The organism is Congregibacter sp. (assembly GCF_045107095.1).
Lineage (GTDB): Bacteria > Pseudomonadota > Gammaproteobacteria > Pseudomonadales > Halieaceae > Congregibacter.
Genome location: NZ_JBGCFU010000022.1, coordinates 78,993 through 92,190 on the forward strand (window position 1 = coordinate 78,993; position 13,198 = coordinate 92,190).

Sequence of the window (13,198 nt, forward strand, 5' to 3'; positions counted from 1 at the left end):
CAGTCTCTTACGCTCCCGCAGCACTCACGGGAGCTTTAGAGTCAGAAGCTTCAGGATGTGCGTCAGCGTTCGGATTGAAGAACACCTCCTCATCGAACTGCTTCTCGCTCTTCGCCACAACGACAGATGCTGTGGCGTCACCGGTTACGTTCACCATGGTTCGGACCATATCCAAAAGGCGATCGACGCCGATAATCAAGGCGATGCCCTCTACGGGCAGTCCGGCCTGCTCCAACACCATGGCCAAAGTAATCAAGCCTACGCCGGGCACTGCTGCGGTTCCCACAGAGGCCAGGGTCGCAGTTAGGATCACCGTAATGTACGCAGTCATGCTGAGGTCAAAGCCGTAAACCTGAGCAATAAACACGGTCGCCACGCCCTGCATAATGGCCGTGCCATCCATATTGATCGTTGCACCCAAGGGTATGGTGAAGCCCGCAACGGAGTTATGTACCCCTAGCTTTTTCTCAACCGTGCGAAGCGTGATGGGCAGGGTCGCTCCCGATGATGCCGTAGAAAACGCGAAGGCCCATACGGAGCGCATCTTCTTTAACATCACCCGGGGTGGCAGTCCCGTCAATGTCTTCAGAATCAATCCGTAGGTGACGGTACCGTGGAAGATCAACACACCCAGCACGGTAAGGAAGTACGCGCCAAGGTCGAGAATCGCGCTTAGACCCATCTCGGCAAAGAGCCTACCGAGCAACGCGAATACGCCGTAAGGTGCAAAGGCCATGAGCACGCCTACCATCTTCATGACGATCGCTTCGAGGTCGTTAAAGTAGGACGCCATTCGCTGGCCTGCTTCTCCCGCTTGAGACAGCGCATAACCAAACAGCAGGGCAAACACGATGATTTGCAGCATCTCGCCATCAGCCATCGCTTTAATGGGGTTGGCCGGGAAGATGTTCACCAGCACTTCCTTCAGAGCGGGCGGCTCCGTTGCAACAAATGCTGCACTGGTGTCGAGCTGCACCGAGCTACCGGGACCAATAAACACCGCCACAACCAAGGCTACAGACACAGCGATCGCGGTGGTCGCCAGATAAAAAAGCAGTGTTTTACCGGCAATGGGGCCCATACGTGCGCTGTCACCGAGGGAACTTGAACCACAGACCAAGGACACAAACACCAGGGGTACGACCAGCAATTTTAAGGACGCCACGAAAATGCGGCCGATCACGTCGAACAGCCCGCCCACTAACCAATCATCGATGATGGTCTTGAGGGTGCCGTCAACAGCACTCCCATGTCCGATGAGATTGAGGAGGGAGCCCAGCAGAATACCAGCAGCCATGCCCAGCAAAATTCGATTGGTCAGACTCATAGAGAGTTTCCTTGTTCTTCACAGGCGCCATCGACGTAACTATTTACCTGGTCGTCAGCACAGGCGTTGCAGCCAGAGGCATGGGTCGACAACTCTCCAGAAATACCCGTGGCACACACCGGGGCAAAGATCATCGTGCAGACCTGCGGTCGAGGTTCTTCACAGGAGGTAACCAGCGGGACGACAGGCTCCGCCGGCGTCGCACAACCCGTAGCTACGGCGGCGACGACTGCCAGCGTTAATACACTGATAGGCAAGGAAAAACGCATGATTTATCCGATACTTAAAGGGCTGCAAGGGTAGCACCATTGTACAAACCTTGCAGCCCTGAGGGCCCTTACAGGTGATACTAGGCGGCGAATCGTCCCGACTGATAATCTCGGATGGCTTTCTCGATTTCAGCCTCGGTATTCATCACAAAGGGCCCGTAGTGCACGACCCTTTCGCCGATAGGCCGGCCACGAAGCAGCAATACACCCGCGCCTCGCGAGCCGCCTGTCAAGGACACGGTATCTCCCGCGTTGAACAACAGCATTTGTCGCTTGCCATAGCTAGCGCCGCCAAGCTCGACATCGCCGTTGTATACATAGGCCATCACGGATTCCTCCGCCGGCGCCGCGAAAGCCAGCTCCATCGCAGACTCTATGCTGAGATCAGCCAGAGCCGCCTGAGGAGCCAGTTCACTCAAGGGGCCTTCCAAGGTCGACTCTCCAGCCACATGCCACTCTCCCGAGACCGCGGTCAGACTAAAACCCCGCCCTGCCAGATGTGCCAACTCTGTAAGCGGCAAATCCCGATAGCGAGGCGCCTGCATCTTCTGTGCTGCGGGTAGATTGAACCAGAGCTGAAAGCCATGAAGACCCTCCGTGTCCTGCGTAGGCATTTCAGAGTGAATGATCCCTCGACCGGCGCTCATGTATTGCGCACCGCCACTTTGAATCTCACCTCGGTTGCCCAGACTATCTTCATGAATGATGCCACCGTGCTTCATGTAGGTCAGCGTCTGCATACCGCGGTGAGGATGCGGGGGAAAACCTGCGGCAAAATCTTCACGGTGCTCTGAACGCAACTCATCAATCATAAGGATCGGATCCATGGCGGCCTGCTCAAAACCCGCTACACGGTGAATTGCCACCCCCGCTCCGTCCATGCTCGGTTGTGCATTAAAAACTTGCTGTATTTCGCGGTTCATAGTGATCTCCTTTCTGAAACAGCTCCTCGACGGGCTGCCACATTAGCGCTTGTAAAATCGTAGGAATATTGCTTTATTTAGCCCATACCTTTCGATTTTTTAGATAAAGACTGAATCTATGAGTCGTTCTACCCTAGAGCAGTGGAGAATGTTTCGCGCCGTCGTTGAGCATGGAGGCTTCGCGCAGGCTGCAGAGGCTATCCATAAGAGCCAATCAAGCATCAACCACGCCGTACATAAACTGCAAAGTCAGCTGGGCTTGCAGCTACTGGAGGTCGTGGGACGCAAAGCTCAGCTCACGGACGCAGGGGAGTTGATGCTCCGCCGCGCCGGTCAACTCATCGATCAGGCAGAGCAACTGGAGACGATTGCAGAGAGTCTCTCGCAGGGTGACGAGGCTGAGCTACGAGTTGCAGTCGACGAAATCTATTCCCAGCACTGCCTCGCGGAAGCCCTGGCTCAGTTATCCACGGAGTTTCCTAACACACGGGTGGAGCTCGTCGAGAGTGTCTTATCCGGCGGTCCCGAGCGTCTACTGCAAGGAGAAGTAGACCTGCTCGTTGCCGGCTCCGTGCCCCCGGGTTTTTTGGGTGAGCCTCTTATAGATGTCGAATTCATTGCTGTGTCTCACCCCAAGCATGCCCTCCATGGCGCACAGCGCCCTCTAAACCTTCAGGACCTGGCGTCGGAACGCCAAATCGTTGTTCGCGATTCATCGACCGGGCAGCGTGTGGACTCCGGCTGGTTGGGCGCGGAGCAGCGCTGGACGGTAAGTCACGTCGCAACATCTATCGCCATGATTAAGCGCGGTATGGGGTTTGCCTGGCTACCAGTGACGCGTATAGGCGATGACTTGGCGCGCGGTAGCTTGCGGGAACTGCCATTGGAGCGAGGTTCACGGCGCAGAGTGTCGCTATTTATAACCTATGCGGATTCGGACAAAGCGGGGCCCGCAACATGCCGCTTGGGCGAACTTCTTGTCGCGCAAACGAAAATCTCCAATGAATTCGACTAAAACGAACGTTATATCGGTTTTTTGCTGATTTTCTTCCTTTTCAGTCGAACTTAATATGATCGCTCTTTAGACATCATGTAGAGATTAAGGAGTGTTTCATGGGTTTACTCGTAGACGGTGTTTGGCAGGACCGCTGGTATGACACCAGTGCATCGGATGGCCGCTTTGTCCGCGAAGACGCGCAATTCCGGCACGGAATGGGCTCGCAAGATAGCGAGTTTCCAGCAGAATCAGGACGCTATCACTTGTACGTTTCTCTGGCCTGCCCTTGGGCGCACCGGACTCTGATTGTGCGAAACCTGAAAGAGCTGCAGTCACATATCGATGTTTCTGTAGTCAGTCCCATCATGCTGGAGAATGGTTGGACCTTTGCCAAAGACGAGGGAAGCACGGGAGACAGGGTGCAAGACAATGCGCTCATGCATCAGGTCTATAGTGCAGCCCAGCCTGACTACAGTGGGCGCGTCACCGTACCCGTGCTGTGGGACAAGCAAAGCAATCGTATCGTCAACAATGAGTCATCAGAAATCATTCGTATGCTCGGCACTGCATTTAATGAAGTCACGGGTAACACGCTGGACCTCTACCCTGCTGCACTGCTGGACTCTATTGATAGCTGGAACGATCGTATCTACCCCGCCATCAATAACGGTGTGTACCGAGCAGGATTTGCCACAACGCAGAAAGCCTATGCTGAGGCCTACCGAGAAGTCTTCGCCGAACTGGACCACATCGACGCTCACTTGGCGAGCAATCGATATCTCTGCGGCGACACCCTGACAGAAGCGGACATTCGCTTGTTTACAACGCTGATCCGCTTTGACTCGGTGTATCACGGACATTTCAAGTGCAACCGCAACCGGCTGGAAGATTTTTCGAACATTGCGGGCTATGTCCGTGATATCTACCAGCTAGAAGGCATCGCGGAGACCGTCGATTTTTATCACATTAAAACTCACTACTACGCCTCTCACGGGACCATCAATCCCACGGGCGTTGTACCGCTGGGGCCGGACATTGACTACGATCGCCCCCATGGTCGGGATGCCCTGCGTGCGGTGTCAGCGGCCTAAGCCAGGGCAGGAGGTAACAGGGCAGTAAGTAGCGACGCTAGAGTCTCTCGGCTCTCCAGCTAGGAAAGATCTCGGGGGAATTGCCACTCAGTGAGGGTGGCGATTCCATCCGTAACATCAGACCAGGCGCTCACAGGTAAATCGAGCTGTAGGTAACCCGCCGTAGGCAAGTTGTCCAGAGCGACGCGTCCTACCAGCTGGTTGCAAAGGTCCGTTAGCCCGGGGTTGTGACCCAACAAAAAACACTCATCACTATCGCTCTGAAGGCCCTGAATCCAGGTCAACAAATCCTGGTGATCGAAGGTATAGAGGGCGTCGTCGACTGCATGCTGCTGCAGTGCTACAGCTGGCCAGCCCTCACAGAGGCCCTCAAGAGTTTGCTGCGCGCGTACAGCAGAACTGCAATGTATGGGCTGAGGTGTTAACAGTTCGCCCAAAGCGCGGCCCATGCGCGGCGCGTCCCGAAAACCTCGGTCGTTTAATTCACGATCATGATCGCTTAAGCCTGAGTCCTGCCAGCTAGATTTAGCATGACGCATAAGATGTATTACTTTCATCTAAGCTTCTCCAGATGATTCATAGCACGCAATTGACAATATTTACGGCTGAGCCAAGGCGATGGGATAGCGTTAAGACGCCAACACAGCTCACCCGAACAGCATGGTTCTAACTTTTTAACTTGTCCAAAAGCACAGCAGCAGCGACTTCCTCATCCGGCACCACTTCCACCAGGTCAAGATCTTCGGCTGCGATGTAGCCGCGACTGACGCTCTCTCGCACGAGCCAGTTGTAAAGTCCACTCCAATAGTCATGCCCCACGAGTACCAACGGACAGGGTTGAAGCTTACCTGTTTGCACCAGAGTCAAAAGTTCAAAAAGCTCGTCGATAGTACCCAAACCACCCGGGTAAATAGCAAAACCCATGGCGTAGCGGATCAGCATGAACTTCCGGGTAAAGAAATAGCGAAAGGCAATATCCGTATCAACATAGGGGTTGGCCAGTTGCTCGCGGGGCAAGGTGATGTTCAGGCCTATAGATCGACCATCGCCCGCCTGCGCCCCTCGGTTCCCCGCTTCCATGACACCGGGACCACCGCCCGTAATCACCGAAACACCCCCTTCAGCAAGCAACTTTCCCAACGCACAAGCGCTGCGATACTCCCAGCTATCAGTGTCTACCCGCGCCGAGCCGAAAATACTGACTGCGGGACCGACATCGTCCAGCTCCTGAATTCCCGCCCGAAGCTCGCCGCTGATACGCTCAATGCGATCTTGCTCTTCTCGGCTTATACCACTCCCCGCGGCTGGCGGAATGCTTTTTGAGCTCATATCTGACCCTCGCTTTCGCGCCAGTCTACTGCACCAGGAAGGCACAACGTAGACGCAGTGGCTGAGCAGGCAGGAGTGCAAGAAAATCCATCTATCGAATCCGCACGTAAATGGAATTATTCTGTATTTGGCGTGTCTTATTGTTTTATGAAAAGACGTGAATTTTTATCGGCGATCTCGAAGGTCGCAATTGGGGCGACGGCAGCAGTGTCGGCGCCAGTACTTTGGGCTAACAGTAAGGCGAGCATGATGCTTGAAGAAATCCACTCTCAGTGGCGAGATTTTCTCCCCGAGGGTTTTACGGTCGTCAGTGCAGACGACAAGTTAAAACTCAGTAAGGATGAGTGGCGACAGCGCCTTGATGAGCCTCTGGCTTATGACGTACTGCGCAGAGAGTCCACCGAACGCCCCTTTACCAGTGCTTTAAACGACGAAAAGCGCGACGGTGTTTATGTATGCTCCGGATGCGACCTACCGGTATTCACCTCACAGATGAAGTTCGACAGCGGTACGGGCTGGCCCAGCTTTTTTACGACAATTCCGGACTCAATGGAAACCAAGAAGGATTTCAAATTAATACTGCCGCGGACGGAGTATCACTGCGCGCGCTGCGGCGGGCACCACGGACACGTCTTTAATGACGGCCCAGCTCCCACCGGACAGCGCTGGTGCAACAATGGCGTATCTCTGCGTTTCGTCGCCAAAGCGGGCTAACATTCCTGACTTAGTGAACAGGCTTGGGAGTTATCGGGCCAGAGCTAGTAAATCGGACGTTTGAGCTCTCGGCCCTCGTAGTCGTCACGAAGCATCAACCATCGAAAGTGCAGCGCTTCCCGCGCGTCCTCGGTGAGCTTGCTGGCAACAGCCTGATCAGACTGGGCGGCTCCCAGCTCGCTCAGTGAGTACTGGAAACAAAGATTGGCATTTGGGACTACCGCGCACTCCTCTTCGTAATCCTGGCAGGCATTTGTCGCGCCGGAAAAATCTCCTTGAGCCACATGCACCGTGACTACCGCGCTGTACTCTCGGCACTGGCTGCCGCCGTCACCAAACAACACGCCCTCTACCGCACCCAAGCCGCCGCCCTGGGCAGCTTTCGCGGAGCTCAACGCGGCATCATAATCGCCCTGTTCAGCGTGATAGAACGTTTGATAATCACTGCGTCCAGCGCAGGCACTGAGCACACAGGTCGTCGCGGCCACCATCAATATTTTGTTGAACATGCGCTAATCCTCAAAAATTTACGACGGTGATTATAACCGGCCTAGACAAAGCTCAAACTGCTTTTCAGCTTAGTTGAGCTATTCAAGCGCCCAAGGCTCTTTTTCCCCCGATCCATTCACTAAAAACAGCCGAAGCTAAAAAGTTAGACTACCTAAGCTCCCTATTGATTTTCAGCCTCGTGATCGCGGCTGAGGGCGTCGTTGATCTTGGCATCGAGGCGCTGAGCAATGATGTGCCGGGAATCAAGGCGAAGCGCCTCCGCGATGGCCGCCGCGGCGCGAGGGTAATCGCCTTGCTCGTAGGCGATGAAGGCTTCGATGTAGTGTTTCTGAGGCCAATCTCCCGGGCCGAGCTGGCTTACAAACTCCTGCGCCTTCGTTGTCGCGCTCTCATAGTCACCCAGCTCCGCATGAAAATAGGCCGGGAAGTAACTTAAACGCGATGTAAAGGAAGGCTCCTGATTGTGCATTTCTCTGATCGCCTGCAAAGCTGCGGCGGGGCCATGCTTGGCATGTATCCACTCAATGTATTCGACGCGTACTGCCCACTCCCCGGGGTAGCGCTCCAGAAAGTTGCGGTAGTTGCTAATAGCGAGATCCGCCAGATCGCTCCGAAAATCAGCAGGGAGACTCTCACCCTTTTCTCGCGCCGAGATAAGCGTCAGCGTCATCACATAGGGGTCCAAAATCAGTCTGCCCGAAGCATCCACCTGGTCTTTACCGCGCTGGATATCAGAACTTAAGCTGTCCCGCTCCTGTGCATCAGCTGTCATACGCGCCAACACGCTTTTTGCGATCAAAAAACCAGGATCCTCGCGAAGGGCCTCGCGATAAAGACGCTCGGCTTCCCTCCACCGACCGCGCTCCAAAATCTCCGCCCAGCCCTGCCGATAAAGCTCCACGGCGCTCGCACTCACTCCGCTGAAGCCGTAGTTGTCACTGTCGTTGAAGCTATCGCTGTCCTTTGCCTGAGATGAGTCCCCCGCCATCGATGACAGGGAAGTCAGTGCCAGCATATAAAGAAGGATGATTCGTGTTAGGAAGCCTCGAAAACACTGCAAGTTTTTACTCTCCAGAAAAGGAAAATTAGATACCTGTAAGGGTGAGTATGCACGGCAATTAAGCCATTCACCACGCAGACTATGGCATTCTTAGAGAATCACTATCCGGGTTGCTGTATACCGGTACCGCGGGCTATAAAAGTAGGTAATCAAGCCATTGGAGGCGCTGTGGCCAAGCTGTATTTTCATTACTCGTCTATGAACGCAGGCAAGTCGACGACGTTACTTCAGTCAAGCTACAACTATGTCGAGCGAGGAATGCATACCCTGATTCTGGCCCCGGCGCTGGATGATCGCTTCGGCAGCGGTAGGGTGACTTCGCGTATCGGCATAGGGGCGGACGCATTGATCTTTGACCGTGAAGCCGATGTATTCGCGATTGTCAGCGAAAGAAATAAAGAGCAGAAACTCGATTGCGTGTTGATAGATGAGGCTCAGTTCCTGACCAAGGAACAGGTCTTTGCGCTGGGCAGAGTGTGTGACGATTTGCGCATCCCCGTCCTAGCCTACGGGCTGCGTACAGACTTTCGCGGGGAGCCCTTCGAAGGCAGCAAGTATCTCCTCGCTTGGGCGGACAATCTCAAAGAAATCAAAACAATCTGCCACTGTGGCAAGAAAGCCACGATGGTGGTCCGACAGGACGCTGATGGAACAACGGTAACCGACGGCGCCCAGGTGGAAATAGGCGGCAATGATCGCTACGTATCGCTATGCCGCCGGCACTTCAATGACAGCTTCCATCAGTCGTCCTAACCACCGTCCGTTCTAACTACGCTCGTGCGCTATCGCCAAGAAAGTGCATAAAAAACTCTATGGCATTGCGATAGTCACTCACCGGCAGCTGCTCGTTAACGCCGTGGATTCGTTTAAGCCCCTGTGCATCAGCTCTGACCATGATGAAGCGATAGATGTTGGGGGACAAACTATAAAAGTGTTTCGAGTCGGTTCCGCCAATGACCAGATAGGGGGCGACCAGCGCCGACTCATCCATCCGGCGGATGTTTCTCTCGATGAGCTGGTAACCCAAACTATCTGTGGGCGAAACGCGAGACGGCTCGTTCTCCATAAACGTACTCACTTCGACTCGCGGGTCATCGATAGCATCGATGAAGTGTGTTTTCACTGAATCCACACTGTCGCCGGGCATGATGCGCACATTAACCACCGCGCTTGCCCGAGTAGGAAGAATGTTTGACTTGGAACTTCCCTCAAGCATTGTCGCGGCGATGGTGCTGCGCGTTGTTGCAGCGGTTGAAGGGGTCTTTGCCAAAACTTTCGCCACAATGGGCTCGAAGAGCCAAAGATTAGCCATCATTAAGCGCGTTACAAACCCAGACTGACTGCCCACGCTGTCTAGCGTCATTTTGGTGTAGCCGACATCGCTGGAAAAGGGCTGAGACTCGAGGGCTACGATAGCCTCACTCAGTATGCCCACAGCGGTGTGATCCGGTGGTTGCGATGAGTGACCACCGGGCGCATTTACTGTGAGTCTAAGGTTTACAAAGCCTTTCTCTGCAACGCCGACAAGAGCAACCGGCGCTTCAATGTCAGGCAGCATCCCCTGGGTAATCACGCCTCCTTCATCCAGCACAAACTCGAACTCGACACCTTCTTTGGCGAGGAGATCAGCCATCGCCGCCGCACCCATGGGGCCACCAATTTCTTCATCGTGACCAAAGGCGAAGTAAACGGTTCTTTCAATCTGCAGGCCCGATTCCAAAAGAGATTCCATGGCTTCTAACAAGGCGAACACCGTGACCTTGTCATCCATGGCACCTCGCCCCCAGATTATTTCGTCTGCAATGACCCCTCCAAACGGAGCATGATCCCACTCGTCGAAGGTGGCTTGATCCACGGGGACGACATCAATGTGACCCATAAAAAGAGCAGGCTTCAGGTCCGATCGGGTGCCGGGAAATCTGAACAAGAGGCTGTGTTCGTTAATCAGCCGAGGGGGCGCGGCGGCGTATACGCGGGGAAAACTAATCGCCATGTGCTCTCGCAAACCAACAAATGCCGCTGCATCCAAGCGCGCAGGGTCATCGTAGGAAATCGTGGGAAAGCTGATTGCCTTGGCGAGCGTTTGGGAGGCCGCGGCAATGTCGATCGTGACGCTGGGCTTTTCCAGCGCAGCTTCGCGGACCGGATCCTCAAAGTGAGTCTCTGCGCGATAAACGAGCACCACGGCAAGAAGAAGCAGTGCAGTAAGACCAATAGTGACTAGACGTTTCATTGGATCCCTCTAAATATCAAAAATCAGCGACCGGAGCTTGACCGCAATCACGGTGCTGTTCGGCAGCCTCCAACTGAGACCCGTAAGACCGGGGCTCCTCGGCCTTCGCTCGTAACGTAAAAGCGCCCTTGGGTATCCGCGGCAATACTTTCTGCCTGCTTAAGCTCGGGTCGCGGTACCGGACATAAAGATTCATTTAAAGCGGCTAACCAGTCTCTTTCGTCGTTGAGAGCTGCGAAATAAGTCTTTCCATAGGTAAGCAACGCTATCCCACTGCCATCCGGCACATGGGCCATTCCCGTCGGCTGGCTTCGAAACTTGCCATAGCGGGAAAACCTTTGCAGCTCTTCGTCTGTTGGCGCGGGAATACTTCGAAGCTCGCCAACTAACGTGGCTTGCAGTTGGTACGCCTCAGCCTTATCCAAGGCCGGTAGCGTGAGGGCAAACAACTTGGGAAACGTCTCGCGCTTGCTCAGTAAGTACAGCGTGTTGCTTTGGGGGTCCACGGCTACGCTTTCCACATCCCTTGGACCACCCGGATAGGACAGTTCAATGGTTGCCCGTACCTTTACTTCAGTATCCTCAAGCCTTGGTTCAGGAAAGAAGTACAAGCTTACATTTTCGCGACGAGCAGCGTTGTCCCCAACATCAGCCACTACGATCCATGGGGTGCCGTTGTAATCAAAAGCCTCGAGATCTTCCCAATCTCGATTCGGCGTGTCCAAAACATTGACGCGTTGGAAGCGATTGTCATCAAGCTCCAGGGCCACGAGCTCAGAGCGCCCTCCGCTATCGTTTATTAACCACAGGCGTTGCGAATCGAGACCTGAAACCGCAAGACCCGATGCCTCGGGTAGCACGCTATAGTCCAGCTCGGCGATCAGCTCCGCCGTCGCAGGCTCTGGATCGAAAGGCGCGTCCGTTGCGGATACCGAGCCAGCTGGAGGCTGATACTCCCGAAAAGCCCAAACGCATAGTACCCCTGCGGCGATAAGCAAAAGAGATATCAGAAGTTGTTTCATATAAGCCTACTTAGCTCTCCTAGGAGAGTTCGCATAGAAATGGCAGCTTAAGAAATAGCAGCCATAGATATGGAGACTCTGAGGGACACGAAAAACACGGTTTTCTAGCGGGGCGCAACTTTATTCTAAACAAAGATGCCTACTAATGCGTCGTTATACGCCGCTGTGCGACGTGGTCCGATGTTGCGCGCTGTCATGCGCTAAGGCCCTTAGCGACTTCGGCGGAGTTGCCGCAACTCTCGGCGTACGTTAGTGCTTTGGCACTCTCTGGGCAGGATTGCGACGGGAAAAGGGTCCGGCCATTGTGCCTGGCCCCAGCGGCCGCATACCGTGTGGACGACCTCACCGACTCTGACGGCTCCGACATGCAACATACAGCGTCCGCGACACTCTGATATTTTGTCGGAATTCAGCCGCAGCGCGACATAAGCCCAATCCTGATTGACATTGAAGTCGTACCAATATTCGTCGATCAATTCGCTTTCCGACGAAATTCGCCAATCTCGACGCGCCACACGCGCGCCCCCAGATTGGCGCGAGGCAACGCGGGACTGAGAGCCCACTAACTCCGTAGGGAAATCCGCGCCGCCCGCTGTTTCGACCTGTAAGGCGGTGCGTATCTCCCCCATAAAGGTCGTCACCTCAACGAACTCAGCCCGCTCAACGTAGGATTGGTAAGACGGTAACGCCAAGGAAGCAAGAACACCCACGATAGCTAACACCATCATAATCTCAAGCAGCGTAAAACCTTTGGCTGTGCGGGAGCCTTGCAATGACCTGTGCTGAGACATTGGTTTTTTCATAGCCGCCTTATTCCGTGACCGTCAGGGTTGTGGGATCGAATTCCACTTCGATCTCGCTAAAGCCGTAGGCAAAACCATCTGGAGTCGTCACGAGTATTGACGAATCGACCTTCTCAGCTTTGATTGGCGCGGGGCAGACGGCAGCAATCTCATCCAGAGTAGGGGCCTCTCCCTCTACCTCCATCACGTTCAATACACTCAAGCAGTAAGTCGCCACATCCGCCGGCTGGTCCGATAATAGCTCCGGCTTCCACTTCGGCTGGCTGTACCTGTAGGCCCCGAGGCCCAGCATGATCACTACGCACAAGCCAATCACAGCCCACTCTATGCTCGCTGTGAGTACAGCGTTTTTCGAGGCGTTAGCAATGGGGGAAGGCTTCTCGGCTTTAGGATGCTGCGGGAGAGGTTGAGGTGCATCAGCGGGTTTCTCACCGGAGCACTGGTGGCAGATAAATCCAGGTTGAGGGTAAAACCGTTCGCCTACGCATTCTTCACAAAAATACTTACCGCAAACAGCACAAACGAAATTAGCCGCCAATTCCTTATGATTCAAGCATGTGTTCATGGTGATTTGCTTCAATTCCAATGCTCGGGAGCACTGAAACTGCAACTCCCATCCGTAGATGGGCCGGAAGAATCCGACACTACGACAAAGAAGTCAATATTTATGGGCATGACCTACATTGGGTTGCGACCGTTGGTCGAAATCGCTTCGCGACTGCTACGCATCCAAAATACAAAAGGCCCACCCTGTTGGGTGAGCCTTGTGTATTTGGCGCCTGGCGATGACCTACTCTCACATGGGGAAACCCCACACTACCATCGGCGATGCATCGTTTCACTGCTGAGTTCGGGATGGGGTCAGGTGGTTCCAATGCTCTATGGTCGCCAGGCAAACTGGCATGTTGGGGGTTTATGGA

The 13,198-nt window shown here is 54.4% G+C and carries 15 protein-coding genes and 1 rRNA gene; 4 read left to right on the top strand and 12 right to left on the bottom strand.

Going from position 1 to position 13,198, the window contains the following annotated elements; translation table 11 throughout:
- Positions 1-7 precede the first annotated feature (7 nt).
- The 3 genes from AB8B76_RS04630 to AB8B76_RS04640 form a co-directional block, all read right to left on the bottom strand.
- The gene (locus AB8B76_RS04630; RefSeq protein WP_405270734.1) at positions 8-1,327 is read right to left on the bottom strand and encodes a dicarboxylate/amino acid:cation symporter; all 1,320 of its coding nucleotides are present in this window, start codon (positions 1,325-1,327) and stop codon (positions 8-10) included.
- The gene (locus AB8B76_RS04635; protein ID WP_405270735.1) at positions 1,324-1,596 is read right to left on the bottom strand and encodes a hypothetical protein; all 273 of its coding nucleotides are present in this window, start codon (positions 1,594-1,596) and stop codon (positions 1,324-1,326) included. The genes AB8B76_RS04630 and AB8B76_RS04635 overlap by 4 nt, the downstream gene beginning before the upstream one ends.
- Positions 1,597-1,676: 80 nt before the next feature.
- Positions 1,677-2,519 (bottom strand): pirin family protein, encoded by an 843-nt coding sequence (locus AB8B76_RS04640; protein WP_405270737.1) that lies wholly within the window; start codon positions 2,517-2,519, stop codon positions 1,677-1,679.
- A gap of 118 nt (positions 2,520-2,637) precedes the next feature.
- Here AB8B76_RS04640 and AB8B76_RS04645 point away from each other — a divergent pair, with 118 nt between their 5' ends.
- Together AB8B76_RS04645 and AB8B76_RS04650 are read left to right on the top strand one after the other, a co-directional pair.
- Entirely contained in the window at positions 2,638-3,534 is an 897-nt protein-coding gene (locus AB8B76_RS04645; RefSeq protein WP_405270739.1) for a LysR family transcriptional regulator, read from the top strand.
- A 98-nt stretch (positions 3,535-3,632) separates the two neighbouring features.
- Positions 3,633-4,607, top strand: coding sequence for a glutathione S-transferase family protein (locus AB8B76_RS04650; protein WP_405270740.1), 975 nt, complete (start codon positions 3,633-3,635; stop codon positions 4,605-4,607).
- A gap of 59 nt (positions 4,608-4,666) precedes the next feature.
- Here the strand turns inward: AB8B76_RS04650 and AB8B76_RS04655 are convergent, their stop codons facing one another.
- Both AB8B76_RS04655 and AB8B76_RS04660 read right to left on the bottom strand, forming a co-directional pair.
- The gene (locus tag AB8B76_RS04655; protein WP_405270742.1) at positions 4,667-5,164 is read right to left on the bottom strand and encodes a SixA phosphatase family protein; all 498 of its coding nucleotides are present in this window, start codon (positions 5,162-5,164) and stop codon (positions 4,667-4,669) included.
- A gap of 109 nt (positions 5,165-5,273) precedes the next feature.
- Positions 5,274-5,936, bottom strand: coding sequence for a TIGR00730 family Rossman fold protein (locus tag AB8B76_RS04660; RefSeq protein WP_405270744.1), 663 nt, complete (start codon positions 5,934-5,936; stop codon positions 5,274-5,276).
- Positions 5,937-6,083: 147 nt separating this feature from the next.
- Between AB8B76_RS04660 and msrB the strand changes: the two genes are divergently transcribed.
- On the top strand, positions 6,084-6,650 hold the full coding sequence (gene msrB / locus AB8B76_RS04665; RefSeq protein WP_405270746.1) for a peptide-methionine (R)-S-oxide reductase MsrB: 567 nt from the start codon (positions 6,084-6,086) through the stop codon (positions 6,648-6,650).
- Between the two features lie 44 nt (positions 6,651-6,694).
- Here msrB and AB8B76_RS04670 read toward each other — a convergent pair whose 3' ends face one another.
- Together AB8B76_RS04670 and AB8B76_RS04675 are read right to left on the bottom strand one after the other, a co-directional pair.
- The gene (locus AB8B76_RS04670; RefSeq protein ID WP_405270747.1) at positions 6,695-7,159 is read right to left on the bottom strand and encodes a hypothetical protein; all 465 of its coding nucleotides are present in this window, start codon (positions 7,157-7,159) and stop codon (positions 6,695-6,697) included.
- Between the two features lie 161 nt (positions 7,160-7,320).
- On the bottom strand, positions 7,321-8,220 hold the full coding sequence (locus tag AB8B76_RS04675) for a hypothetical protein (RefSeq protein ID WP_405270749.1): 900 nt from the start codon (positions 8,218-8,220) through the stop codon (positions 7,321-7,323).
- A gap of 168 nt (positions 8,221-8,388) precedes the next feature.
- On the opposite strand from AB8B76_RS04675, the gene AB8B76_RS04680 reads away from it, so the two are divergent.
- Positions 8,389-8,973, top strand: a complete 585-nt coding sequence (locus AB8B76_RS04680) for a thymidine kinase (RefSeq protein ID WP_405270750.1) — start codon at positions 8,389-8,391, stop codon at positions 8,971-8,973.
- A 16-nt stretch (positions 8,974-8,989) separates the two neighbouring features.
- Here AB8B76_RS04680 and AB8B76_RS04685 read toward each other — a convergent pair whose 3' ends face one another.
- The 5 genes from AB8B76_RS04685 to rrf all read right to left on the bottom strand — a co-directional run bounded on the left by AB8B76_RS04685 (position 8,990) and on the right by rrf (position 13,171).
- A complete protein-coding gene (locus tag AB8B76_RS04685) occupies positions 8,990-10,453 on the bottom strand; it encodes a M20 family peptidase (protein ID WP_405270752.1) in 1,464 nt (487 codons plus the stop codon).
- Positions 10,454-10,500: 47 nt separating this feature from the next.
- Positions 10,501-11,475 (bottom strand): hypothetical protein, encoded by a 975-nt coding sequence (locus AB8B76_RS04690; RefSeq protein ID WP_405270754.1) that lies wholly within the window; start codon positions 11,473-11,475, stop codon positions 10,501-10,503.
- A 209-nt stretch (positions 11,476-11,684) separates the two neighbouring features.
- Positions 11,685-12,278, bottom strand: a complete 594-nt coding sequence (locus AB8B76_RS04695) for a prepilin-type N-terminal cleavage/methylation domain-containing protein (protein WP_405270756.1) — start codon at positions 12,276-12,278, stop codon at positions 11,685-11,687.
- 7 nt (positions 12,279-12,285) lie between these two features.
- Entirely contained in the window at positions 12,286-12,843 is a 558-nt protein-coding gene (locus AB8B76_RS04700; protein WP_405270758.1) for a hypothetical protein, read from the bottom strand.
- A 212-nt stretch (positions 12,844-13,055) separates the two neighbouring features.
- Positions 13,056-13,171, bottom strand: a 5S ribosomal RNA gene (gene rrf, locus AB8B76_RS04705).
- Positions 13,172-13,198: the final 27 nt, after the last annotated feature.

What these genes read in the sequence shown, in the direction of transcription:
- AB8B76_RS04630 (WP_405270734.1), bottom strand. Translation starts at nt 1,327, where the DNA reads ATGAGTCTGACCAATCGAATTTTGCTGGGCATGGCTGCTGGTATTCTG.
- AB8B76_RS04635 (WP_405270735.1), bottom strand. Translation starts at nt 1,596, where the DNA reads ATGCGTTTTTCCTTGCCTATCAGTGTATTAACGCTGGCAGTCGTCGCC.
- AB8B76_RS04640 (WP_405270737.1), bottom strand. Translation starts at nt 2,519, where the DNA reads ATGAACCGCGAAATACAGCAAGTTTTTAATGCACAACCGAGCATGGAC.
- AB8B76_RS04645 (WP_405270739.1), top strand. Translation starts at nt 2,638, where the DNA reads ATGAGTCGTTCTACCCTAGAGCAGTGGAGAATGTTTCGCGCCGTCGTT.
- AB8B76_RS04650 (WP_405270740.1), top strand. Translation starts at nt 3,633, where the DNA reads ATGGGTTTACTCGTAGACGGTGTTTGGCAGGACCGCTGGTATGACACC.
- AB8B76_RS04655 (WP_405270742.1), bottom strand. Translation starts at nt 5,164, where the DNA reads ATGAAAGTAATACATCTTATGCGTCATGCTAAATCTAGCTGGCAGGAC.
- AB8B76_RS04660 (WP_405270744.1), bottom strand. Translation starts at nt 5,936, where the DNA reads ATGAGCTCAAAAAGCATTCCGCCAGCCGCGGGGAGTGGTATAAGCCGA.
- msrB (WP_405270746.1), top strand. Translation starts at nt 6,084, where the DNA reads ATGAAAAGACGTGAATTTTTATCGGCGATCTCGAAGGTCGCAATTGGG.
- AB8B76_RS04670 (WP_405270747.1), bottom strand. Translation starts at nt 7,159, where the DNA reads ATGTTCAACAAAATATTGATGGTGGCCGCGACGACCTGTGTGCTCAGT.
- AB8B76_RS04685 (WP_405270752.1), bottom strand. Translation starts at nt 10,453, where the DNA reads ATGAAACGTCTAGTCACTATTGGTCTTACTGCACTGCTTCTTCTTGCC.
- AB8B76_RS04690 (WP_405270754.1), bottom strand. Translation starts at nt 11,475, where the DNA reads ATGAAACAACTTCTGATATCTCTTTTGCTTATCGCCGCAGGGGTACTA.
- AB8B76_RS04695 (WP_405270756.1), bottom strand. Translation starts at nt 12,278, where the DNA reads ATGAAAAAACCAATGTCTCAGCACAGGTCATTGCAAGGCTCCCGCACA.
- AB8B76_RS04700 (WP_405270758.1), bottom strand. Translation starts at nt 12,843, where the DNA reads ATGAACACATGCTTGAATCATAAGGAATTGGCGGCTAATTTCGTTTGT.